This is a genomic window from Herbaspirillum sp. CF444, assembly GCF_000282135.1.
Classification (GTDB): Bacteria; Pseudomonadota; Gammaproteobacteria; order Burkholderiales; family Burkholderiaceae_D; genus Herbaspirillum.
Map to the genome: position 1 here is coordinate 1 of NZ_AKJW01000066.1, position 23,707 is coordinate 23,707.

Annotated in this window: 20 protein-coding genes; 10 read left to right on the forward strand and 10 right to left on the reverse strand. The window is 60.8% G+C overall.

Annotation, left to right across the window (positions count from 1 at the left end; translation table 11 throughout):
• Positions 1–169: 169 nt before the first annotated feature.
• From PMI16_RS15135 to PMI16_RS15150, 4 genes are all read right to left on the reverse strand, one after another.
• The gene (locus PMI16_RS15135) at positions 170–1,111 is read right to left on the reverse strand and encodes a transglutaminase family protein (protein WP_007880983.1); all 942 of its coding nucleotides are present in this window, start codon (positions 1,109–1,111) and stop codon (positions 170–172) included.
• 2 nt (positions 1,112–1,113) lie between these two features.
• Positions 1,114–3,666, reverse strand: a complete 2,553-nt coding sequence (locus tag PMI16_RS15140; RefSeq protein WP_034380767.1) for a circularly permuted type 2 ATP-grasp protein — start codon at positions 3,664–3,666, stop codon at positions 1,114–1,116.
• A 71-nt stretch (positions 3,667–3,737) separates the two neighbouring features.
• On the reverse strand, positions 3,738–7,118 hold the full coding sequence (locus tag PMI16_RS15145) for a transglutaminase family protein (RefSeq protein WP_007880993.1): 3,381 nt from the start codon (positions 7,116–7,118) through the stop codon (positions 3,738–3,740).
• Positions 7,119–7,184: 66 nt separating this feature from the next.
• Positions 7,185–8,411: a polyhydroxyalkanoate depolymerase gene (locus PMI16_RS15150; RefSeq protein ID WP_007880994.1), complete on the reverse strand. Its 1,227-nt coding sequence runs from the start codon at positions 8,409–8,411 to the stop codon at positions 7,185–7,187.
• A 233-nt stretch (positions 8,412–8,644) separates the two neighbouring features.
• On the opposite strand from PMI16_RS15150, the gene PMI16_RS15155 reads away from it, so the two are divergent.
• From PMI16_RS15155 to PMI16_RS15175, 5 genes are all read left to right on the forward strand, one after another.
• Positions 8,645–9,298, forward strand: a complete 654-nt coding sequence (locus PMI16_RS15155) for a glutathione S-transferase family protein (RefSeq protein ID WP_007880997.1) — start codon at positions 8,645–8,647, stop codon at positions 9,296–9,298.
• 93 nt (positions 9,299–9,391) lie between these two features.
• Entirely contained in the window at positions 9,392–9,832 is a 441-nt protein-coding gene (locus PMI16_RS15160; RefSeq protein WP_007880998.1) for a cupin domain-containing protein, read from the forward strand.
• A 250-nt stretch (positions 9,833–10,082) separates the two neighbouring features.
• A complete protein-coding gene (locus PMI16_RS15165) occupies positions 10,083–11,498 on the forward strand; it encodes a circularly permuted type 2 ATP-grasp protein (RefSeq protein ID WP_007880999.1) in 1,416 nt (471 codons plus the stop codon).
• Positions 11,499–11,501: 3 nt separating this feature from the next.
• Positions 11,502–12,509: an alpha-E domain-containing protein gene (locus PMI16_RS15170; protein ID WP_007881005.1), complete on the forward strand. Its 1,008-nt coding sequence runs from the start codon at positions 11,502–11,504 to the stop codon at positions 12,507–12,509.
• Positions 12,510–12,664: 155 nt separating this feature from the next.
• On the forward strand, positions 12,665–13,549 hold the full coding sequence (locus PMI16_RS15175; RefSeq protein ID WP_007881015.1) for a hypothetical protein: 885 nt from the start codon (positions 12,665–12,667) through the stop codon (positions 13,547–13,549).
• Positions 13,550–13,645: 96 nt separating this feature from the next.
• Here the strand turns inward: PMI16_RS15175 and purM are convergent, their stop codons facing one another.
• The gene (purM, locus tag PMI16_RS15180) at positions 13,646–14,689 is read right to left on the reverse strand and encodes a phosphoribosylformylglycinamidine cyclo-ligase (RefSeq protein WP_007881016.1); all 1,044 of its coding nucleotides are present in this window, start codon (positions 14,687–14,689) and stop codon (positions 13,646–13,648) included.
• A gap of 129 nt (positions 14,690–14,818) precedes the next feature.
• Between purM and PMI16_RS15185 the strand changes: the two genes are divergently transcribed.
• Genes PMI16_RS15185 through folK form a run of 5 tightly spaced genes read left to right on the forward strand, consistent with a single transcriptional unit; the run spans position 14,819 to position 19,204 of the window.
• Positions 14,819–15,907 carry an AI-2E family transporter gene (locus tag PMI16_RS15185; RefSeq protein ID WP_007881018.1) on the forward strand — a complete coding sequence of 363 codons (1,089 nt, stop codon included), beginning with the start codon at positions 14,819–14,821 and terminating at the stop codon, positions 15,905–15,907.
• Positions 15,904–16,599 (forward strand): DnaA regulatory inactivator Hda, encoded by a 696-nt coding sequence (hda, locus tag PMI16_RS15190; RefSeq protein WP_007881020.1) that lies wholly within the window; start codon positions 15,904–15,906, stop codon positions 16,597–16,599. Before PMI16_RS15185 ends, hda begins: the two co-directional genes overlap by 4 nt.
• Positions 16,596–17,270: an HAD family hydrolase gene (locus tag PMI16_RS15195; protein ID WP_007881021.1), complete on the forward strand. Its 675-nt coding sequence runs from the start codon at positions 16,596–16,598 to the stop codon at positions 17,268–17,270. The genes hda and PMI16_RS15195 overlap by 4 nt, the downstream gene beginning before the upstream one ends.
• A gap of 21 nt (positions 17,271–17,291) precedes the next feature.
• On the forward strand, positions 17,292–18,713 hold the full coding sequence (gene pcnB, locus PMI16_RS15200) for a polynucleotide adenylyltransferase PcnB (protein ID WP_007881022.1): 1,422 nt from the start codon (positions 17,292–17,294) through the stop codon (positions 18,711–18,713).
• Between the two features lie 2 nt (positions 18,714–18,715).
• Positions 18,716–19,204, forward strand: coding sequence for a 2-amino-4-hydroxy-6-hydroxymethyldihydropteridine diphosphokinase (gene folK / locus PMI16_RS15205; protein ID WP_007881023.1), 489 nt, complete (start codon positions 18,716–18,718; stop codon positions 19,202–19,204).
• 63 nt (positions 19,205–19,267) lie between these two features.
• Here folK and PMI16_RS15210 read toward each other — a convergent pair whose 3' ends face one another.
• From PMI16_RS15210 to PMI16_RS15230, 5 genes are all read right to left on the reverse strand, one after another.
• The gene (locus PMI16_RS15210) at positions 19,268–20,539 is read right to left on the reverse strand and encodes an EAL domain-containing response regulator (protein ID WP_007881024.1); all 1,272 of its coding nucleotides are present in this window, start codon (positions 20,537–20,539) and stop codon (positions 19,268–19,270) included.
• Positions 20,529–21,650 (reverse strand): protein-glutamate methylesterase/protein-glutamine glutaminase, encoded by a 1,122-nt coding sequence (locus tag PMI16_RS15215; protein ID WP_007881025.1) that lies wholly within the window; start codon positions 21,648–21,650, stop codon positions 20,529–20,531. The genes PMI16_RS15210 and PMI16_RS15215 overlap by 11 nt, the downstream gene beginning before the upstream one ends.
• On the reverse strand, positions 21,647–22,216 hold the full coding sequence (locus tag PMI16_RS15220) for a chemotaxis protein CheD (RefSeq protein WP_007881026.1): 570 nt from the start codon (positions 22,214–22,216) through the stop codon (positions 21,647–21,649). Before PMI16_RS15220 ends, PMI16_RS15215 begins: the two co-directional genes overlap by 4 nt.
• A complete protein-coding gene (locus PMI16_RS15225) occupies positions 22,213–23,043 on the reverse strand; it encodes a CheR family methyltransferase (protein ID WP_007881027.1) in 831 nt (276 codons plus the stop codon). The genes PMI16_RS15220 and PMI16_RS15225 overlap by 4 nt, the downstream gene beginning before the upstream one ends.
• Before the next feature lie 104 nt (positions 23,044–23,147).
• A complete protein-coding gene (locus tag PMI16_RS15230; protein ID WP_007881028.1) occupies positions 23,148–23,705 on the reverse strand; it encodes a chemotaxis protein CheW in 558 nt (185 codons plus the stop codon).
• Between the last annotated feature and the right edge of the window lie 2 nt (positions 23,706–23,707).

Below are 23,707 nucleotides of genomic sequence, written 5' to 3' on the forward strand. Positions count from 1 at the left end.
TACGATCGAGTTTCAATAAGCCCTTGCGCCGGAGAACCGGACGGACCGATTGCATTGCTGTCGGGCATGAAGAAAAATGCGCGCTGCGGCAGAGCGCGGCAAGCAACGCAGGGAGCGCAGCTCCGGATTGTTTTTATCGTTTTGGCGAAGTTTGAATCGACACGCAAACTTAGCGCGCAAACGGCAGTCCCGGCACCTCTTCCGACGGCATCACCGTCACGGCGACATCCATCGTCTGCTGGCCGCCGCCGATCAACACGCCGCGTAACGGCGATATATCGAGGAAGTCGCGCCCCCAGCCGAGCGTGATGTGGCTGATATCGGGAAAAATACCGTTGGTGGGATCGGCATCGATCCAGATGCCCGGCTGGCCGTCGACACCCGGGCAGTACACCGACACCCAGGCATGCGAGGCGTCCGCGCCGATCAGGCGCGGCTGCCCCGGCGGCGGCTGCGTCAACAGATAGCCGCTGACATAACGCGCCGCCAAACCCAGCGACCGCAGGCAGGACAGCATGAAATGAGCAAAGTCCTGGCACACGCCGCGACGGTTGACGAACACCTCTGTGACCGGCGTCGACACCGTGGTCGCCTCGGGATCGAAGGTGAATTCGTTGAAAATGCGTTTCATCAGCAAATCGATGCCGGACAACAGTGACAAGCCGGGCGTGAAACATTCGGCGGCATAGCGCGCGAATTCACGCTTGATCCGGACATGCGACGATTCGAACATGAAGCGCGACGCTTCCAGCATATCGGGCGGCAGACTGTGACCGGCACGATACGACAGTATCTCGGCGGCCTGTTCCCACGACAGCGTGGATGCGGGCAACAAACGCGGCGAGATTTCCACCCACGACTCCGCATACACCTCGAGGCTGCTGTGGTCCTGATCGAGAGAGAAGGCCTGCAGCGCATTGCCGAAGCTGTCCGTGTACAAGTTGATCAGGCTGGTCGGCCCGGGCAGGATATTGATGAAATGGGACGTGCACGTCTGCCATGGCAAGGAACGCGGCGTCAGCCGCAACACCTGGTGCGACAGGCGCACCGGGACCGCGTACCGATAGTTCGTTTCGTGAATGATGTGATAGGTCGCCTGGTTCATCGTCATGCTCAGACTCCCTGGATCACGGGGGCGGTCAGCGGCGTGAAGAAATGCCGCGCCAGATCGTCGGTCAGCGAAAAACCGGCGGCGGTCGCTTCGCGCATGAGCTGCATGAGCCGTGCATTGGCCGCCGTGGAAGCCGCCGAGTCGCGCGAAAAATCAGGCAAGGCGAAACTGTTCAGCTGCTCGCTCAGATGCGCCGGAATATTCATGCTCAGGATGCCGAGCTGTTGCGCGATGTCGCTCAGGTAATGCTGCAGCATGCGGAACTGATAGGCGATGCTGTGCGGATTGCTCACGTCGAACACCAGCAGATGCAAGACCTGCAGCCACTCCGGCGTGCGGCGATAGCGCACGCGATACGTCACGATGCTGCTCGACGACTCAAGCAGCCAGGTCAGCGCCGCATTCTGGCGCGCCGGTTCGAGTTGCATGAACTGGTCGAACAAGGTCGCCAGATGCACCATGCGCTCGATGTGACGGCCGATCATCAGGAACTGCCAGCCTTCATCGCGCGTCATGTCGTCCAGCGCATGGCCGGCCAGACCGGAACAGGCCTGGATGACATTGTTGAGGACGTGCAGCATGACGGTGGGCGAATTGATCTTGTCCTGCACCATCGGCGGCATGCGGTTGAGCGCGTGCCAGTTGTCGAGCGACAGATGCTCGCGCACCTGGTAGCCGGAATGATGCAGGTGACGCAGGTGCGTGGCGATGCTGACGTTGGCGCTCGGATCGGATATCGCAGCTTGCAGGCTCTGCTGCAAGGCGGTGATGGTCGGATGCGCCTGCTCCGATTTCGGCATCAGGATGCCGAGACGGAAGCACACCTCGCTGACGCTGCGCAGGATCGCGCGGTTCTCGCTCTGCGTTTCGGTCGTGCATTGCAACGTGGTGCGCAACAGGCGCGCAAGATTGTCGGTGCGTTCGGCGTAGCGCCCCATCCAGAACAGGTTTTCGCCGGCATGCGACGACACGTCCACGGTGGTGCGGATCAGATCGGAAGTACGCGACACCGGATCCGTCATGGCGCCCGGTCCGACGGCGACGCTGGTCTCCGCGGTGGCGGCGACCGTACCGGATGGATCGCTATCTTCGTTACGTTCGCCCAGCACCCAGACATCCTTGCTGGTGCCGCCCTGCTGCATCGACACGACGTCGCGGCGCTGGCGCGGCGCCACGCGCGTGAGTCCGCCCGGCATGACGTGGTAACCGCCCTCGCCGTCGGCCACGGCGAACACGCGCAGGCTGATGGTGCGGTTCATGAGGCGATATTCGCCGCTGCGCGACAGCACCGGCGCCTGCGACAGGCGCACCCATTCCTGTGCGACATAGGCATGCGGCTGCAGTTGCAGACTTTCCACCAGATGGCGGCGCGCCTGCGCATTCAATGTGTGGCCAAACACCGGCTGCATGCGCATCGATGGAAAAGCCGGCATGATCACCAGTTCTTCCAGATGGGCGAGCGTGTATTCCAATGCAGGCTTTTCGCCGCACCACCAGGAGGCGACCGCCGGCAAAGCCAATTCTTCGCCCAGCAGGCGCTGGCAAATCGCCGGCAGGAAGCCATGCAAAGCCGTCGACTCCAGCACGCCGCTGCCGAGCGCATTGGCGATCAGCACGTTGCCGGAACGCGCCGCCTGCGTCAGGCCGGGAATGCCCAGCGCGGATTCGGAACGCAGCTCAAGCGGGTCGCAGTAGTCGTCGTCGAGACGGCGCATGATCGCGTGCACGCGGCGCAGGCCGGTCAGCGTCTTCAGGTAGACCATGTCGCCGCGCACGGTGAGGTCGACGCCTTCGACCAGCGGGAAGCCCAGCGTATGCGCCAGGAAGGCGTGTTCGGAGTAAGTTTCGTTGTACGGTCCCGGCGTCAGCAACACCACCAGCGGCGGTTCGCCGCCTGTCGGCGCCAGACGCGTGAGGCATTCATGCAATGCGTGAAAATAATTGAGCAAGGGCTGCACGTGCATGTCGCGCAAGGCCTCGGGCAAGGCGCGCAGCATGATCTGGCGGTTCTGCAAGGCATAGCCGGAACCGGATGGACCCTGCGTGCGATCGGCGATGACCCACCAGTTGCCGTCCGCCGAACGCGCCAGGTCGATCGCATACAGATGCAGGTGCACGCCGCCCGGCGGACGCACGTCGCGGCACGGCCACAGGTAGCCATGCTGGCCGAACACCAGCGCCGGCGGCAACAATCCCTCGGACAACAATTGCTGTTCGCCGTAGAGATCAGCGAGTACGGCGTTGAGCAGGCGCGCACGCTGCGTGACGGCGCCCGACAGTTTCTGCCATTCGTCGGCGGCAACGATCTGCGGCAGCAGGTCCAGTTCCCATGGACGATTGACGCCTTGCGGATCGGCATAGACGTTGTAAGTCATGCCGTCGGAGGCAATCGCATCGCGCACTTCATCGGCGCGGCGACGCATCATCTCGGGCGAAAGATTTTCCAGCTGATCGATCAACGTACGCCAGTGCGGCCGCAAACCGCCGTCGGCAGCCAGCATCTCGTCATAACGATCGGCGTCGGCGGTGTAACTTTGCAGGAGGCGCTGATACATAGAATTCAGTGGCGCAACCGCCGCCGTCATGCGATGAAGCATGACGGACGGCGGCGGCTAAACAGGGTGCGTTAGAAATGTCTCAAGTCTAACGTAAATGGGAACTCGATTGACGGTCTTGAAGCGGTAACTTCCATCTTTCCTGGCGTGTGATTGAGACGGAAATAACGCGCCAGGCGGCGGCTTTCCGCTTCGAATGCATTGACCGGGAAAGTTTCGTAACTGCGCCCGCCCGGATGCACCACGTGGTACTGGCAACCGCCCAGGCTGCGGCCGTTCCAGGTATCCACCAGATCGAAGGTCAGCGGCGAATCGATGCCGATGGTCGGATGCAGGGCCGACGGCGGCTGCCAGGCGCGGTAACGCACGCCGGTAACGAACTCGCCGACGATGCCGGTCGGCTGCAACGGCACGGCAACACCGTTGCAGGTAAGCACATAGCGGTCCTTCGCCATGCCGCTGACCTTGACCTGCAAGCGTTCCAGCGAGGAATCGACATAACGCGCGGTGCCGGACGAGCTGCCCTCTTCACCCAGGACGTGCCATGGTTCCAGCGCCGTACGCAATTCCAGCTCCATGCCCTTGACCGCAAAGTCGCCGATCTTGGGGAAGCGGAATTCGAAATGCGGCGCGAACCACTCTGCCTGCATCGGATAACCGGCTTCCTGCATGTCGTCCATGATGTCGCTGAAATCCTGCCAGATGAAATGCGGCAACAGGAAGCGATCGTGCAGCTCCGTGCCCCAGCGCACCAGGCGTTGCGGCTTGTACGGCGTCTTCCAGAAGCGCGCCACCAGCGCGCGCAGCAACAGTTGCTGCGTCAGGCTCATGCGCGCGTGCGGCGGCATTTCAAAGGCGCGCAGTTCCAGCAGGCCGAGACGGCCGGTGGCGCTGTCGGGCGAATACAGCTTGTCGATGCAAAATTCGGCGCGATGCGTGTTGCCCGTCACGTCGATCAGCAGATTGCGCAGCAGGCGATCGACCAGCCATGGCGGACAGCCGCCCTTGGCGATCTGGTTTTCCATCTCGGCAAAGGCCAGTTCGATTTCCACCGTGGAATCGTTGCGCGCTTCGTCGATGCGCGGCGCCTGCGAGGTCGGCCCGATGAACATGCCCGAGAACAGGTAGGACAGCGACGGGTGGTTATGCCAGTAGCTGATCAGGCTGCGCAGCAAATCCGGACGGCGCAGGAACGGCGAATCGCCGGTGGTGACGCCGCCCATCACCATGTGGTTGCCGCCGCCGGTGCCGGAATGATGGCCGTCGAGCATGAACTTTTCGGTGGTCAGGCGCGACTCGCGGCCGGCTTCGTAGAGATGCGTGGTCTGATCGACCAGCTCGGTCCAGTTGGAGGCCGGCTGGATGTTGACTTCGATCACGCCCGGATCCGGCGTGACGCTGAACTTGCGCACGCGCGGATCGTGCGGCGGCTCGTAGCCCTCCATCAATACCGGCTGCTTGAGCTCTTCCGCGGTCGCTTCGATGGCGGCGACCAGTTCAAGATAGCTTTCCATCTTGGCCAGCGGCGGCATGAACAGATACAGCACGCCGTTGCGCACTTCTGCACACAGGGCGGTGCGCGTGATCCAGTCGGCCGATTCGAAGGCGCCGGGGATGCCGCCGGTTGCGCCTGTACGCACGCCATCACCCTTGCCGGTCGTCGCAGCGCCGCGCTGCGTGGCGTAGTAGTCCTGCAGGAAGGCCACCGAAGTGGCGCCGGTCAGCGAAGGACGCTTGGTATATTGCAGGCGGATTTCAGAAGCTTGCGGCAGCGTCTGGAATTGTTGCGACGGATCTTCCGGGTACACATACGGATAGTCGGTCGTTGTGACCCAGGGCTGAGAATCCAGCGGCAAGCGATAGCCCAGCGGCGAATCTCCCGGATACAGGTAGCAGCGCTCGCTGCGCAGGAACCAGTCGCCGGTCTGCCAGCCGCTCTCATCGGGGCGGCGCGCCACCGGCAAGACATGGCCGGCGATCTTGTCGAGACCTTGCGAGAAGACGCGCAGCAGTCGGGCACGCTCCTGCTTGTCTTCCAGTTTGGAATCGAAGGGATCGACATTACCGGGCAGACGGCGCTCGCGCCACATGTAGTAGAACACGTCCTCATACGCCGAGAACACGTGCTTGCCGTCGAGCGACAGGCGCGCGGCGACGCCTTTGAGGAAACGCTCGGTGATGCCGTCGTCCGTCACGTTGGGCTTGGTTTCATCGCCGATCAGGTCGCGGTTGTGCCAGATCGGCTGGCCGTCGCGGCGCCAGTAGCAGTTGAGCGCCCAGCGCGGCAGTTGCTCGCCGGGATACCACTTGCCCTGGCCGAAATGCGGCAAGCCCTTGATGGCGTATTTCTCGCGCATGCGATGGTAGAGATCGGCGGCCAGCGGTTTCTTGGTGTCGCCGAGGGCCGCGGTGTTCCACTCCGGCTCGTCGGGATAATCGAGCGAGACGAAGGTCGGCTCGCCGCCCATGGTCAGGCGCACGTCGAGCGCATCGAGATCGTCGTCGATGGCGTGGCCGAGCTCCTCGATTTCGCTCCATTGCGCTTCGGTGTAAGGCTTGGTGACGCGCGGCGCTTCCCAGAAACGCGACACGCTCATCGCATGTTCGAACTCCACTTCGCAAGGATCGACCATGCCGCTGACCGGCGCCGCCGATGAGGGTTCAGGCGTGCACGACAAGGGGATATGGCCTTCGCCGGCGAACAGGCCGGAGGTCGGATCGAGGCCGACCCAACCGGCGCCCGGCAGATAGACTTCGCACCAGGCGTGCAAGTCGGTGAAATCGGCTTCCGGTCCCGACGGGCCGTCCAGCGACTTCTGATCGGCGGTGAGCTGGATCAGGTAACCGGACACAAAGCGCGCGGCAAGACCGAGATGGCGCAGCAGCTGCACCAGCAGCCAGGACGAGTCGCGGCACGAGCCGGAACCGATCTTGAGCGTCTCTTCCGGCGTCTGCACGCCGGGCTCCATGCGGATGGTGTAATTGACCGCGTCGGCCAGTTTCTGGTTGAGCGCGACCAGGAAATCGGCGCTGCCCATCTTCTCGCGCGAAATGCCGTCGAGAAACTGTTGGAACAACGGTGTCAGCGGTAGCGTCTTGCGATACGGCGACAATTCGTTTTGCAGTTCCTTGGCGTAGTCGAAGGGAATCTGCTCGGCATACGGTTCAAGGAAGAAGTCGAACGGGTTGATGACCGACATTTCGGCCACGAGGTCGACTTCGATGCGGAATTCTTCGGTCTTTTCCGGAAAGACCAGGCGCGCCATGTAGTTGGCTTGCGGATCCTGCTGCCAGTTGATGAAATGCGGTTCCGGCAGGATGCGCAGGGAATAGCTCAGGATGCGGGTACGGCAATGCGGAGCCGGTCGCAGGCGGACGATCTGGGGTCCGAGGTTGATAGCACGGTCGTAACGGTAAGACGTGACATGGTTCAGCGCCACATGAATTGACATGAAGATCCTTTACAACAAACAAGTTGAGCTGACGGACTGCTTTGATCGGGTTGCGCGAGGAAACGATCACCTCTGGTGCATATTAATGAAATCCCTCATGCGTGGATAGATTTCATTTTCCCAGCGGCGCCCGTTGAACACGCCATAATGGCCGACCGCTGTTTGCACATGGTGCAAACGCATGTAGGGGCGAATGCTGCTGCACAGATCTTGTGCAGCGACGGTCTGGCCGACGGCGCAGATGTCGTCTTTTTCACCTTCTACCGTGAATAATGCGGTGCGCCGGATGGCCTTGAGATTGACCGGCCGGCCTTTGTATTGCAACAGGCCGAGCGGCAGCGCGTGTTCCTGGAACACGATGCGCACCGTTTCCAGATAAAACTCCGCCGGCAAGTCCGACATGGCGAAGTATTCTTCGTAAAAAACTTTGATGGCCTCGGCTTTTTCGTGCTCTCCCTCGATGAGATAGTTGTACAGATTGCGGAATGCGTCGACATGGCGATTCAGGTTCATGTTCATGAACGCCGCCAGCTGCATGAAGCCGGGATACACCTTGCGGCCGCCGCCGGGATGGCGCGCCGGCACGGTGCTCACCAGATTCTGTTCGAACCATTCGATGGGCTTGCTCTTGGCCAGTTCGTTCACGGTGGTCGGATTGACGCGCGTGTCGATCGGACCGGCCATGAGCGTCATGCTGCGCGGCTGCGCGGCGTCGTTGTCTTCCGCCATGACGGCAACGGCGGTAATGGCCGCCACCGTGGGTTGGCAGACCGCGACGATGTGCGCGCCGGGACCGATGGCCTGCAGGAAACGGATCAGATGGGCGACGTATTCGTCGAGGCCGAAGCGGCCGTGCTCGAGCGAGATGTCCCGGGCGTTGTGCCAGTCGGTGATGTAGACGTCGTGATCGCGCAGCAAGGTTTTGACGGTGCCGCGCAGCAAGGTGGCGAAGTGCCCCGACATCGGCGCGACCAATAACACGGCGGGTTGCTCCGCGGCAGTTTCCTTGCGGAAACGCAACAGGCTGCAGAACGGCGTCTGGTCGACCACCTGTTCCCGCACCGCAACGGTGCAGCCACCATCCAGCACGCTGTCGATATCGAACGGCGGACGCTCGTGCGTAAGTTGCGTGCGGGAAAATACTTCGTATGCAGCAGACATTTTGCGCAGCGTCAGACTGGACGGGAAGCCCGGCCAGCTATGCCCCAGAAACGGTGCTGCTGCGCGTGCCGATGCCCGCAGCGGATCGGTGGCATCGGCGTATTGCTGATATGCCTGGTAAATATTTGTCATAGAACCCATTCCCTCTGTTCTCACCAGTCCTTCACTCGATGCAATATGCATGCCATTGACCTTCGATGCCTTCCATACGATACGGCCGGCACGCTTTCCGATGCGAGCCGCTGGCACGCCCTTTGCAAGTACCGGAAATGCAACACCAGGAAACATCGACGCGTCCATGCAAACTGCGCGTCAACGCATCGACGCGCCAAAGTCAGAAGCACCTACACAGATAAAGGACTGACATGCCTAAAACGACTTTGCGCATCACCAGCAAGAATTATTCTTCGTGGTCCATGCGCGGCTGGCTGCTCGCCAAATTTGCCGGACTGCCGTTTCAGGAAGACATCGTCTCGCCCGATGATCCCGATGCACGCGCCGAAATACTGTTGCTGTCTTCCTCCATTCTTGTGCCCAGCCTGAAACATGGCAACATCTTCGTCTGGGACACGCTCGCCATTGCCGAATATCTCAACGAAATCCGCCCCGCCGCCAAGCTGCTGCCGGCCGACCAGGCCGCGCGCGCGCACTGCCGCGCGATCTGCGGCGAGATGCATTCCGGCTTCAGCGCGCTGCGCTCGGCGCTGCCGATGAACCTCAAGGCGCACTTCCCCAATTTCAAAGTGTGGTCGCGCGCGCAAGCCGACATCCAGCGCATCACGACGATCTGGAAAGAATGCCTTGCGACTTACGGCGGCCCCTACCTGTTCGGTGAGCGCACCATGGCCGACGCCATGTATGCACCGGTGATCACGCGCTTCATCACTTACGACGTCGCGCTCGAACCGATCTGCGCCGCGTACAGCAAACGCATCATGGCCATGCCGGAAATGAAGGAATGGATTGCCGCCGCGCAGAAAGAGCCGGAAGATATCGATGAACTGGATGTGGAGTTCTAATAGCAATAGCCTCGCCGGGAGAACAAGAGGAGACACAAGCAACGTCATTCTCCATCGCGTCAAATGCGGGACGCCGCAGAAAGGATCAGTGTGATGACTACGATAGCCGAGACAAATCCGACAGCCCTGAATGTGTTTTCCCATGTCAGCGAGGGCGATACGCCATATGAATCCGGCGGCCTGCGCGACTTCTTCCTGTACCGCGACCTGGGCATTGCCGCGGCCACCGGCGGCCAGGTGATCGCGCAACTGGTCAAGGCCAACATGGCGCCGGAGACCGGCACCGGCTGGCACCGGCATGAAGCCAACTTTCATATCGTCATCATGCTCAAAGGCTGGGCGCGCTTCATGTACGAGGACCAGGTGACGCTGGTGAAGACCGGCGACTGCGTGCACCAGCGACCGGGCATCGTGCACTTCCTGTTCGACTATTCGCCCGACATGGAATATCTGGAAATCGTCAGCCCCGCCGATTTCACCACCATCGACATGCCTGCGCCGTGCGCCGTTCCCGCGCCGACGCCGTGGGCATGAACGAGTTCTTTTTTTGAAAGGAGAATCGCATTTTCAATTATCTATTCCCTGTCGTGGCGCCCATCGCTGGCGCGGATTGCGCCCGGGACTTCACGCAATTTTCGCTGTCCAAAAACAGAAATGGCGTGATAGTCTTAGTCTACGTTCACCAGCGATGAGGATGCCGGCCAATACAACTCTACAAATAATATTCGCTTGATCAGAAGCCCCAAAATCCCCCAGCATCAGCACCAGAAAACGAAGCAAATTTATGGCAAATTTTTTCGATGAGATGTATTCCGATGGAGCCGTTTCCGTACGCCAGCATTATGATGAATTTGCTGCCTGGCTCTCCGCACAATCCGCTGAAACCATTGTTCGCAAACGAGCAGAATCGGACCTGATCTTCCGTCGCGTGGGCATCACCTTCGCGGTCTACGGCAACGATGCAGGTACGGAAAGGCTGATTCCCTTCGACATCATTCCGCGCATCATCCATGCCGCGGAATGGACTAAACTGGAAGCCGGTCTGGTGCAGCGCGTCAAAGCGCTGAACATGTTCATCCACGATATTTACCACGGGCAAAAAATCATCAAGGCGGGCGTCATTCCCGCCGAGCAGATTTTCCAGAACGCCCAGTATCGTCGTGAGATGCAGGATGTAGACGTCGCCTCCGACATTTACGCGCACATCGCCGGCGTCGATATCGTGCGCGCCGGCGAAGGCGAGTTCTACGTGCTGGAAGACAATTTGCGCGTGCCGTCGGGCGTGTCGTACATGCTGGAAAATCGCAAGATGATGATGCGGCTTTTCCCCGAACTGTTCACGCGCCACAAGATCGCGCCGGTCGATCACTACCCCGACATGCTGCTCGACAATCTGCGTTCGGTCGCGCCGGTCGGCGTGGTCGATCCGACCGTCGTGGTGATGACGCCGGGCATGTACAACTCGGCGTATTTCGAACACGCTTTCCTGGCGCAGCAAATGGGCGTCGAACTGGTCGAGGGGCAGGACTTGTTCGTCAAGGACAACACCGTCTACATGCGCACCACGCGCGGCCCGAAACGCGTCGACGTGATCTATCGCCGCATCGACGACGATTACCTCGATCCGCTGGCTTTCCGCGCCGATTCGTCATTGGGCGTGCCGGGCCTGCTGTCGGCCTATCGTGCCGGCAAGGTCACGCTGACCAATGCCATCGGCACCGGCGTGGCCGACGACAAATCGATTTATCCTTACGTGCCGGACATGATCAAGTTTTACCTGTCCGAAGAGCCCATCCTCAACAACGTTCCGACCTACCAGTGCCGCAAGAAGGAAGATCTTTCCTACACGCTGGCCAACCTGGAAAAACTGGTCGTCAAGGAAGTCCACGGCGCCGGCGGCTACGGCATGCTGGTCGGCCCCGCGTCGACCAAGCAGGAAATCGAAGATTTCCGCCAGCGCGTGATCGCCAAGCCGGACGGTTACATCGCCCAGCCGACCTTGGCTTTGTCGGTGTGCCCGACCTACGTCGAATCGGGTATCGCGCCGCGCCATCTTGACCTGCGTCCCTTCGTGTTGTCAGGAAAAACCGTCTCGATGGTCAAGGGCGGCCTGACGCGCGTGGCCCTCAAGGAAGGCTCGCTGGTGGTGAATTCGTCGCAAGGCGGCGGCACCAAGGACACCTGGATTCTGGAGAAATAAAACATGCTGAGCCGCACCGCTGACCACCTGTTCTGGATGGCGCGCTACACCGAACGCGCCGAAAACACCGCACGCATGCTGGACGTGCACGTACAAACCGCTCTGCTGCCGCAATCGGTCGACGACGCCGAACAAGGCTGGCGCGCCGTGCTCGGGATTTCCGAGCTGCTGTACGGCTACAACCAGAAGTACGATGCACTCACGCAAAAAGACGTCATCGACTTCATGGTGCGCGATCCCGGCAATCCGTCGTCGATCGCCTCCTGCCTCAAGCAGGCGCGTGAAAATGCGCGCGCCGTGCGTGGCGCCCTGACCACCGAAGCATGGGAAATCCAGAACGCCACCTGGATCAAGATGCAGGGCTATCTGCAAACCGATGCGCTGGAGCAAAACCCGAGCGAATTTTTCGAATGGGTCAAGCACCGTTCGCACCTGTCGCGCGGCGTGACGATCGGCACGATGCTCAAGGACGAGGCATTCCACTTCATCCGCCTCGGCACTTTCCTGGAACGCGCCGACAACACCGCCCGCATCATCGACGTCAAGTTCCACGGCGCCAAGGAGACGGCCGGCAAACAGAGCCAGCAGCAATCGCAACAATTGAGTCAGAGCCTGCTGAGCAAAGACAACAAGGGTCAGGACAGTCAGATCGACTTCTATTACTGGGCGGCGATCCTGCGCTCGGTATCCGGCTTCGAGATTTACCGCAAGGTCTATCGCGACGTCATCACGCCGGAACGCGTGGCCGAATTGCTGATCCTGCGCGCCGACATGCCGCGTTCGCTGGCGGCCTGCATGGACCAGGTGCTGAGCAATCTGAAGCACGTGCACAACGATGTTTCCGCCGACACCGAGCGCTTTGCCGGCAAATTGCATGCGGACCTCAAATTCAGCCGCATTGAGGAAGTCCTGGATGCGGGCCTGCATGATTACCTGACGGTGTTTCTGGAACGCATCTTTGAGTTGGGAAATCGCATCAGCAAGGACTTTCTTGTTCCTTTGGCAGCATAATTTTTGTCATTCTGCCAATCTGACACAGACGGACACTTAAGAATTATCTGAAATTTGCCGATAATGTGTCAGGTCCACGACATTTAGCCCCGCCCACGCTCAGCGTTCGGCGGGGCTTCCTGTAAAATTCGGTTTTTACATTTTTAGCTCACATCATGACTTATTGCGTTGCCATGCGCCTGAACGAAGGCCTGGTCTTCTTATCCGACTCGCGGACCAATGCGGGCGTCGACCACATCGGCACCTTCCGCAAGATGAACGTCTACGAGAACCCGGGCGAACGCGTCATGGTGATGATGACCGCAGGCAATCTTTCCATTTCGCAATCGATCCGCCAGATCGTGTCCGAAAAGACCAACGCCGAAGGCCGCACCATCTGGACAGCCCACTCGATGTACGAAGCGGCGCAAATCCTCGGTGATGCCATTCGTACCGTGCATCAGCGCGATGCGGAAGAGTTGGGCAAGTTCGGCATCGACTTCAACGTCAGCATCATTTTCGGCGGCCAGATCAAGGGCGAGCGCTGCCGCCTGTTCCAGATGTACTCGGCCGGCAATTTCATCGAGTCGCACGACGAAAACACCTATTTCCAGATCGGCGAAGCCAAGTACGGCAAACCGATCATCGACCGCGTCGTGACGCCGCAAACCTCGCTGGACGAAGCGGCGAAGTGCGCGCTGATTTCCATGGATTCGACCTTGAAGTCGAACATCTCGGTCGGCCTGCCGCTGGACCTGCTGGTCTACAACAGCAACGACCTGGCCGTGACGCGCTTCGTCACCATCGATGAGCAGAACCAATACTTCCAGATGATCCGCCGCAGCTGGGGATCGCAACTGAAGCGCGTGTTCGAAGCGATCGATGATCCGGTCTGGGACGCAGCGCCTGAAGCCACGCTCAATGTGCTGTCGTCGTCCATCGACCACAGCCAGCCGGTGCGCGTACAGCCGCCGGAAGCACTGGTGCGCGATGCGCAGCCGGTGACGCGTCAGACCCTGGCCGGCGATGGCGAAGCGGATGTAGCGCAGCAACCGGCCTGATCACGGCATTCCTTAGCGTCACCCAAAACAAAAACGGCTGCAATTGCTTGCAGCCGTTTTTTATTGCCCGGCGCGAACCGGGCCATGCCTGATTTTTTAAACGACGATCGTCTGCGCTTCGCCTTCGGCGCGTGCGCGGATTTCACCGATGCGGAACACGGTCTCGCCGGCCGCTTTCAGTTGCGCCTCGGCGGCGTCGGCGTTTTCTTTCGACACGATCACGGTCATGCCGATGCCGCAGTTGAAGACGCGGTGCATTTCGGCGTCAGCCACGCCGCCATGCTGCTGCAGCCAGGTGAATAGCGGCGGCATGGTCCAGGCTTTGCTGTCCAGCACCGCAGTCAGGTTGTCTTGCAACACGCGCGGAATGTTTTCGACCAGACCGCCGCCGGTGATGTGGACCATGCCCTTCACTTCCATAGCTTCCATCAGGGCCAGCAGCGGCTTGACGTAGATGCGCGTCGGTTCGAGCAGCACGTCGGCCAGCTTGCGGCCGTGGAAGTCGGCGTTCAGGTCAGGCTTGGCCACATCCAGGATCTTGCGCACCAGCGAATAGCCGTTGGAGTGCGCCCCCGACGAAGCCAGGCCCAGCACGACATCGCCCGGGACGATCTTGGTCCCGTCGATCAGCTTGGATTTTTCGACCGCGCCGACGGCGAAGCCGGCCAGGTCGTATTCGCCGTCCGGATACATGCTCGGCATTTCAGCGGTTTCGCCGCCGATCAGCGCGCAGCCGGCTTGCTCACAGCCCTTGGCGATGCCCTTGATGACGTCGGTGGCGCTGGCCACGTCCAGCTTGCCGCAGGCGAAGTAGTCGAGGAAGAACAGCGGCTCGGCGCCCTGCACCAGGATGTCGTTGACGCTCATGGCGACCAAGTCGATGCCGACGGTGTCGTGCCTGTTGAGGTGGAAAGCCAGTTTCAGCTTGGTGCCGACGCCGTCGGTGCCGGATACCAGCACCGGCTCCTTGAACTTCTTGCTGATCTCGAACAAGGCGCCGAAACCGCCAATGCCGCCCAGCACGCCTTCACGGGTCGTACGCTTGGCAAAAGGCTTGATGGCCTCGACCAAAGCGTCGCCTGCATCGATATCGACACCGGCGTCGCGGTAGGAAAGGGAAACATTGGATGATGAAGTCATGATGATATTGGCACTAGAGGCGGTAAAATAGAGGTCTGAAGCGTAGAAGAGTAAAACGGCCGGCAAGGCTGCTGAATTACTGCGTAAACCATGATTTTATCAAACCGATTCACCTAAAGCCCGATTTCCATGCCTTTTTCTTTCTCGGATGAGCAAAAACAAAGCTTGTTGTGGCTCATTTTAGGGCTTTTGTTAATAGGCCTCCTGGTGCTGCTGGGGCCCATGCTGACTCCCTTCGTGACCGCGGCCATCCTGGCGTATGCCCTCAATCCGGGCGTCGACTGGCTGGCCGGGCGCCGCATCGGCCGTTTCCGCCTGCCGCGCGTGCTGGCGGTGCTCGTCGTCATCCTGTTGCTGGTGCTGGCCGTGCTGGCCATGATCCTGGTGGTGGTGCCGGTGCTGGTCAAGGAAATCCCGCTGCTGCAACAGCAAATCCCGAATTTCCTCGACAAACTCAACGCCACCGTGGCGCCGCGCCTGGGCGAATACGGCATCCACGTGCGCCTGGACGTCACCGGCATCAAGAAGATCATGACCCAGCAGCTGGCCACCAGCGGCGATGAAATCTGGGCTTCCGTGCTGGCCTCGGTCAAGATCGGCGGCACCGCCGTGCTGGCCTGGCTGGCCAATCTGTTGTTTATTCCGATGGTGTTGTTTTATCTGTTGCAAGACTGGCATCCTTTCATCGGACGCCTGCGTGGCATGATTCCGCGCCGCTGGGTCGCCAAGATCAGCCACATGGCCGAAGAAGTCGACGACCTGCTCGCGCAATACCTGCGCGGACAATTGCTGGTGATGCTGATCCTGGCGGCCTATTATTCAATAGCGCTGGCCATTGCCGGCTTCGACATCGCCTTGCCGGTCGGCATCCTGACCGGTTTGCTGGTTTTCATTCCCTACGTCGGCTTCGGTCTCGGCCTGGTGCTGGCGCTGATCGCCGCCGTATTGCAATTCACCGGCCCATACGGGCTGGTCGCCATTGCCATCATCTATGGCATCGGCCAGGTGCTGGAAAGCTTCATCCTGACGCCGCAACTGGTGGGAGAACGCATCGGCCTGCATCCGCTGGTCGTGATCTTCGCCCTGCTGGCGTTCGGGCAGTTATTCGGTTTTGTCGGCGTGCTGCTCGCCCTGCCAACCTCGGCCATCATTTCGGTGATGGTGCGGCACCTGCGCCAACATTACCTGAGCAGCAGTTTCTACAATAGCGAGACATGAGACAACTTCTGCTGGATCTGAGCGCGCAGCAGCCGCCGACTTTCGATACTTTCGTCACCGGCCAGAATGCAGAATTGCTGCAACGGTTGCAAGGCATCGCCTCGGCGCAGGCGCAGCCGACATTGAACGACCGCTTCATCTACCTCTGGGGCGAGAACGGTGCGGGCAAGACGCATCTGCTGCATTCGCTGGCGCATGCCAATGTCGCCAGCCGCCTGATCACCGCCGCCGACGCCTTCGATAGCGCCTTCGACTACACGCCCGCCGTGCAATGCTATCTGCTCGACGATTGCGAACAGCTCTCGCCGGATGCCCAGATTGCCGCCTTCGCGCTGTTCAACCAGATCCGTGAACTGGGCGGCTATCTGATCAGCACCGGCACCCGGCCGCCGGCGCAATTGCAGGTGCGCGAAGATTTGCGCACGCGGCTCGGCTGGGGCCTGATCTATCAGTTGCACGGCCTGACCGACGACGAGAAGATCGCCGCCCTGACGCAATCCGCGCAAGGCCGCGGCATGACCGTGTCGCCCGGCATCCTCTCGTACCTGCTGACCCACTACCGGCGCGACATGCCTTCTCTGTCGCGCATGCTCGACGCGCTTGACCGCTATTCGCTGGAAACCAAGCGTCCCATCACCCTGCCGCTGCTACGCGATCTATTACAACAGGAAGCTGAAGACGAAACGCCATGAATCTCGCCTTATTTGACCTCGACCATACCCTGATTCCCATCGACTCCGACCATGAGTGGGGCGAGTTTCTGGCCCGCACCGGCGCCATCGATGCAACCGCTTTCCGCAAAGCCAACGACGAGTGGTATGCGCACTACCAGGCCGGCACGCTGGACCCGGTGAAATATCTGGAATTCGCCTTCGGCACGTTGTCCAGATTCCCGCGCAAGCAACTGGACGACTGGCACGCACAGTTCATGGAAGAAGTCGTCAAACCGGCCATGGTCCCCGCCGCCGTCGCCGTGGTGCAAAAACATCTGGATGCCGGCGACACCGTCGCCATCATCACCGCCACCAACAGCTTCGTCACCGAACCGATCGCCAAACTGTTCAAGGTGCATCACCTGATCGCCGCGCTGCCGGAACTCGACGCCGAAGGAAACATCACCGGTCGCCTGCTGGGCACGCCGACCTACGCCGAAGGCAAAGTGACGCACACCGAAGCCTGGCTCAAGAGCCTCGGCAAGACGATTGCCGATTACGAACAAAGTCACTTCTACAGCGATTCGCAAAACGACATTCCGCTGCTCTCGCGCGTCACGCACCCGGTCGCCACCAACCCCAACGACAAGCTCAAGGCACATGCGATCGCCCAGGGCTGGCCGATTCTGAATCTCTTCGACGCGCAATGATAAAAATCAAACTGAAACGCAATGATTAAAAAGTTCATCCGCTCGATCCTCGGCAAGAACAAGAAGGACGCAGCCTCCGCCACCGAGCCGACCATCCTGAGCCAGAAGCAGCACGGCATCGATCCGCAGCTGGTGTCGCCCAACGCCATCCGCGTGACGCAGACGCTGCAGGACGCCGGCTTCAAGGCCTTCATCGTCGGCGGCGCCGTGCGCGACCTGCTGCTGTCGGTCAAGCCCAAGGACTTCGACGTCGCCACCAACGCCACGCCGGAACAGGTCAAGCAATTGTTCCGCCGCGCCTTCATCATCGGCCGCCGCTTCCAGATCGTGCACGTGATGTTCGGCCAGGAGCTTATCGAAGTCACCACCTTCCGCGGCGCCTCCGCCGACATGGCGCCCAAGGATGAACACGGCCGCGTGCTGCGCGACAACACCTTCGGCGAGCAGCACGAAGACGCGGTGCGGCGCGACTTCACCATCAACGCGATGTACTACGATCCGGCTTCGCAAAGCGTGCTGGATTATCACGGCGGCATCGCCGACATCCGCGCCAAGACCTTGCGCATCATCGGCGTGCCGGAAGAGCGCTATCGCGAAGACCCGGTGCGCATGCTGCGCGTGGTGCGCTTCGCCGCCAAGCTCAAATTCTCTATCGACGCCGCCACCGGCGCGCCGATCGCCGTCATGGCGCCGCTCATCAACAACGTGCCGGCGGCGCGCGTGTTCGACGAAATGCTCAAGCTGCTCATGAGCGGCCACGCCCTCGCCTGCCTGCAGCAGCTGCGCAAGCAAGGCCTGCATCACGGCTTGCTGCCGCTGCTCGACGTCGTGCTGGAGCAACCGCTCGGCGAAAAATTCGTCACGCTGGCGCTGGCCAATACCGACGCCCGCATCAAGCAAGGCAAGCCGGTCTCGCCGGGCTTCCTGTTCGCCTCGCTGCTGTGGCATCAGGTGCTGGAAAAATGGCGCGCTTATCAGGCAGCCGGAGAATATCCGATTCCGGCGCTGCATCTCGCGGCCGACGACGTGCTCAACGCACAGACCGAAAAACTCGCACTGCAACGCAAGATCGCCTCCGACATGCGCGACATCTGGGCCATGCAGCCGCGTTTCGAACGCCGCACCGGCAAGGCGCCGTACAAGCTGCTGGAACATCTGCGCCTGCGCGCCGGCTACGACTTCCTGCTGCTGCGTTGCGCTTCCGGCGAAATCGATGCCGAGCTGGGCGACTGGTGGACCGCATTCATCGATGGCGATGCGCCGGAACGCGAAGTCCTGCTCTCGCGCAAACCAACGACTTCCGGCGGCGGCAATGCCGCTGCGGGCGCGGGAACAGGCCCAGGCGCCAACGCCGGTCCGGCCAAAAAACGCAAGCGTCGCGGCGGCCGCAATCGCAGCAAGAGCGGCAGTGGCGCCGACAAGCCGACCGACGGCGACGTATAACCGTGACCGCACCGGCAACAGCCTACATCGGCATCGGCGGCAACCTGGGCGACGCCCGCGCGACGGTGGAAGACGCGTTGCGCCGGCTGGCGCAATTGCCGCATACCATCCTCTCCGCACAATCGCCCTTGTATCGCACCGCGCCGGTGGACGCCGGCGGCGACGACTACGTCAACGCCGTGGCGCAACTCTTCACTTCCTTGACGCCGCATGATTTGCTGCAGGCGTTGCAGGACATCGAGCAAGCACACGGACGCCAGCGTCCTTATCGCAATGCACCGCGCACCCTGGATCTGGATATTCTGCTGTACGGCGATCTGATCATCGCCGACGATGTGTTGACCGTGCCGCATCCGCGCATGACGCAACGCGCCTTCGTTCTGATTCCGCTGCTGGATATCGCCCCCGCCGTCGCCATCCCCGGCATCGGTGCGGTACGGGACTTGCGCGCAGGCGTGGCGGATCAGCCGATTCATCCGATCGGCAACTGATCAGCAACGAATACAAGCTGCAAGGAAAGCTCCGGGCGTTTGCACGCGCTGTGCGAGCGCCGCTCAATTGTCGTGATCGGCTCCGCCGGTGCCGTTTGCTGCATCCTGCTGCGGACGCAGCTCGGCCAGACGGCGATGATGCCCCTTGAGCCAGATGGGCAACTCGCTGGGCAGCATCGGTTTGGCAATCAGGTAACCCTGTCCCAGCGTGCAACCCGAGTCCTGCAGCAAACGCCAGTCTTCGATGGTCTCGATCCCCTCCGCCACCGTCACGAGTTCCAGCCGCTTGGCCATATCCAGAGCCGACTGCAGGATCACGCGCAGATTCTGGCGCGCATGTGCGCCATGCACAAACGAGCGGTCGATCTTCAGTTCCGTGAAAGGAATGCGCGCCAGCTGCTGCATCGATGAGAAGCCGGTGCCGTAGTCGTCGATCGACAAACCGAATCCCTTGAGGCGGAAACGCGCCAGTGCACCAAGCGCACTTCCCAGGTTCGCCACGACCGAACTCTCGGTAATCTCCAGCACGATCTGTTCCGCCAGCAAGGCGTGCTGCGCCAGCAGGTCGGACACCTTCTGCACGAAGCTGGGGATGTCGAGCGACAACGGCGACAGGTTGACAGCCACCTTCAACGACAAGCCGCGTTCGTTCCACAAGGCCGCCTGCGCCATGGCTTGCTCGAACATCGACAAGGTCAGTTCGTGGATCAGGCCGCTGCTTTCGGCCAGCGGAATGAAGTGATTCGGCGGAATCATTCCGGCTTGCGGATGTATCCAGCGCGCCAGCGCTTCCACCCCTTTGAGCATGCCGGTACGGATATCGACCTTGGGCTGGTAGTAGGCGATGATTTCGTGATTGCGAATAGCCGCCGCCAATTCCGCTTCGGTGATGGTCGGCAAGTTCGGATCTTTTTGCGGCAAGGAAAGATTGCTGCCGGAGGAATTCAATGCACCGAGAAGTTTTTCCTGATTCAACGGTTTCTGCAACGCGCCCAGCACATGCATGCCCAATGCTTCAATCATGGTCTCCACCGACGCCAACAGGGATCTTTCGCGACTGGAGGCGACAATCAACGGGAAGTGCAGATTCCTTGCCTGCAATTGCTGGATGAACTCAACGCCGTCCATGCCCGGCATTTCCAGGTCCACGATCACCAGGCTCGGCGGCAGGCGCAGCAAGGCCAGCAGTTCCAGCGCTTCATGCCCGTCGCCGGCTTCGTAGATCATCTCGACGCCGAGGTCGCGCATCAGGCCGACCGTGTGCAGACGCTGCAACGGGCTGTCATCGACAATCAACAAGGTTTCTATTGGAAAGGGCGTCAATTTAGTAACCATATCTGTCAATCACGGAAGAGATGTCTTCAAGGGAAACAACATCGCCCACACCGCCGAGCAACACCGCTTCCTTCGGCATGCCAAACACCACGCAGCTGTTTTCATCCTGCGCATAGGTCGCCGCACCGCACTCGCGCATTTCCTTCATGCCGCATGCGCCATCATCGCCCATGCCGGTCATGATGATGCCGACGGCGTTCCTGCCGGCAGCCTTGGCCATCGAACGAAACAGCACATCCACCGACGGCTTGTGGCGGCTGACGAGAGGCCCGCCGACTACTTCTACATAGTACTGCACGCCATCGCGCCTGACCATCATGTGCGAGCCGCCGGGTGCAACTAATGCGCGTCCAGGCAACACCAGGTCATGATGTTCGGCCTCCTTGACCTGAATTCCCGAAATCGAATCGAGGCGTTTTGCAAAACTCTGCGTGAATTTCTCCGGCATATGCTGCACGATCACCAGCCCCGGGCAATCCTTCCGGACCGCCCGCAGCACCCTCTCCAGCGCCTGCGGGCCACCGGTTGAAGCGCCGATCGCCACCACTTTCGGCGTAATCGGAATCAATCCGTCCTGGAAACCAGGCGGCTCCAGCATCGCGTCGGCGGTCAGCCGCATGCCGTCCAGTCCGGACGCAGGAGGCATATCCGCGCGCATCATCTTCTCGGCATCGCTGCCGATATTGCCTGCGGCGACGTGCGCGCGGCGCAAACGCGCATGTGCTGCCGCGCGTATGGCGGCGATCAGGTCTTCCGAGCTGTCTTGCAGAAAATCGCGAATGCCGAGCGACGGCTTGGTGATGACCCCGACCGCGCCGGCCGCCAGGGCCTCCATCGTGACCGCCGCGCTGCGTTCGGCCAACGATGAGCAGATCACCACGGGCGTAGGCCTGATGGCCATGATCTGACGCAGGAAAGTGATGCCGTCCATGCGCGGCATTTCGATGTCCAGAATGATCACGTCCGGCCAGTTGGCGCGCATCTTCGCCATGGCGAAGATCGGATCCGGCGCCGTGGCGATCACGGAAAGATCGTGGCACGGCTCGATCAGGTCCTGGATCACCTGACGGACCACCGACGAATCATCGACAATCATCACCTTGATCGTCATCCGCGCCCCCTGTCCCGCAACATGCCTGCGGTGTGTGCCGCGACACCGGACCGCACTGCCGGGACTTTTTCCAGGTCGTGCACGACGCCATGTCCGCGCCGCACCCAGACGTCGCCGCTGTTCAGATCGAAGCGCAGGTAGCGATAGCCGTCGCCGGCGATGTCCTGCGCCGTGATCGGAATCTGCTGCCGCTGCAGCATTTCCAGTGCAAAGTCGGCATTGGCCTGCCCGACCCGGACTTTCGAGGCCGGCAATCCCAGCACGTTGCCGCCGCCAAAGACTTTTACCCGATAGTCGGCGAGCTGCGTGTCATGCTTGCGCACTTCGTCGAGCAGGCGCACCAATGCCTCATCGCCATAACGGCCATCCGGTTCCGCCTGCCCGTCTTGCGCATTTTGCCTGCGAGGCAAGCGCCGCGCCGGCAACAGGAAATGGCACAGTCCGCCCAAACGCCGGCCCGGATGCCAGAACGTGATTGCCACGCACGACCCCAGCAAGGTCTCGACCTGCAAGTCGCCCTGGCCGAAATACACCTCCCCAAGATTGACGAAGACGCGTTCGCTCACAGCGGTCTCCTGTAAATGGAAGGAGCGTACATCTCCAGCTCGAGCGGCATGCCGTGCAGTGATTCCGAATGCCCGACGATCAGCCAGCCGCCGGGCCGGATTTTGCGAACGACGGACTGGATGACTTCGACCTTGGTTGGAAAATCGAAATAGATGATGACGTTGCGCAGGAACACGATATCGAATCTCGTGTCCATGTCAGTCGGCAGATCCAGCAGGTTGCGCTGCTCGAAGGAGACACGCTTGCGAATGCGCTGGTCGATCAGAAAATGTCCTTCATATTCGCCCGTGCCGCACAGGCAGTAGCGCGACAGGTAGGATTTCGGAATATGCTCGCCGCGCACCATCGGATACAGGGCCCGGCGCGCGAACGTCAGCACGCGCTGACTGATGTCGGACGCATAGATGCTCCAGGGATGATGCGCGCGACAGTCGTCAAGCAGCATGGCGATTGAAAAGGCTTCTTCGCCGGTGGCACTGGCGGCGCTCCAGATTTTCAGTTCCTGCCGTGAAAACATCTCCGGCAAGATATCGTCGCGCAAAGCGTCGAAGTGCTTTTGCTCACGAAAGAAATAAGTCTCGTTGGTCGTGATCAGGTCAATGGCGCGTTGCCGCTCCATCTCCTCCTGCGGCGCCGAGATCAGCGCATAGTACTCCCGCAAATCACGCAGCCCGAGCTCGCCCAGCCTGCGCGACAGGCGACTGCACAGCAACGCCTTCTTCGAGAACGGCAGATACAAACCGATGTAGTGCTTGAAAAGCTGCTGGAATAGCAGCATTTCCTGATCACTGACATCCAGTGCCATGGACTCGATGCTGGAATTCATCTATCGACTCCCTCGATTGACATGCTGCATCTCCTGGCGGCCGGTTTGTCGCAGCCGGCGTTGCCCGCCGGCATGCTTATACCGATCATGATCCCATCATAGCGTCAGCTACCCGATTGTGCATTGAGTTCTTCGACGGCAGTCATTCCCATCAACGACGACAGTTCGTCCACCGACAAGACCGCGCCGACATCCAGCACAACGATGAAACGGTCCTTGATGTTGATCATGCCTTCGATAAAATCGGCGCGCAGCCGCGAGCCGAAACTCAGCGGCGGTTCCACCTTGTCGTTTTCCACCATCAGCACGGCGCGCACGGCGTCGACCATCACGCCCAACAGCATGGTCTGTTCCTCCTGCGCGACTTCCATGATGACGATGCAAGTGCGCTTGGCAATCGGCGTCGGCGCGCGACCGAATCGCACCGACAAGTCGATGACCGGCACCACCGCGCCACGCAGGTTGATCACGCCGCGCAAAAAATTCGGCATCAACGGCACTTCCGTCAGGCTGCAGAACTCGATGATTTCGCGGATGTCTCCGATCGGCATGGCGAACATCTCTTCACCCAGCACAAAAGTCAGGAACTGGCGGCTCAGCACCGCTTCCTGTTGCTGCGACCTGGCGAACGACGATTCACCGTTCAGCGATAAACTGGGCATAC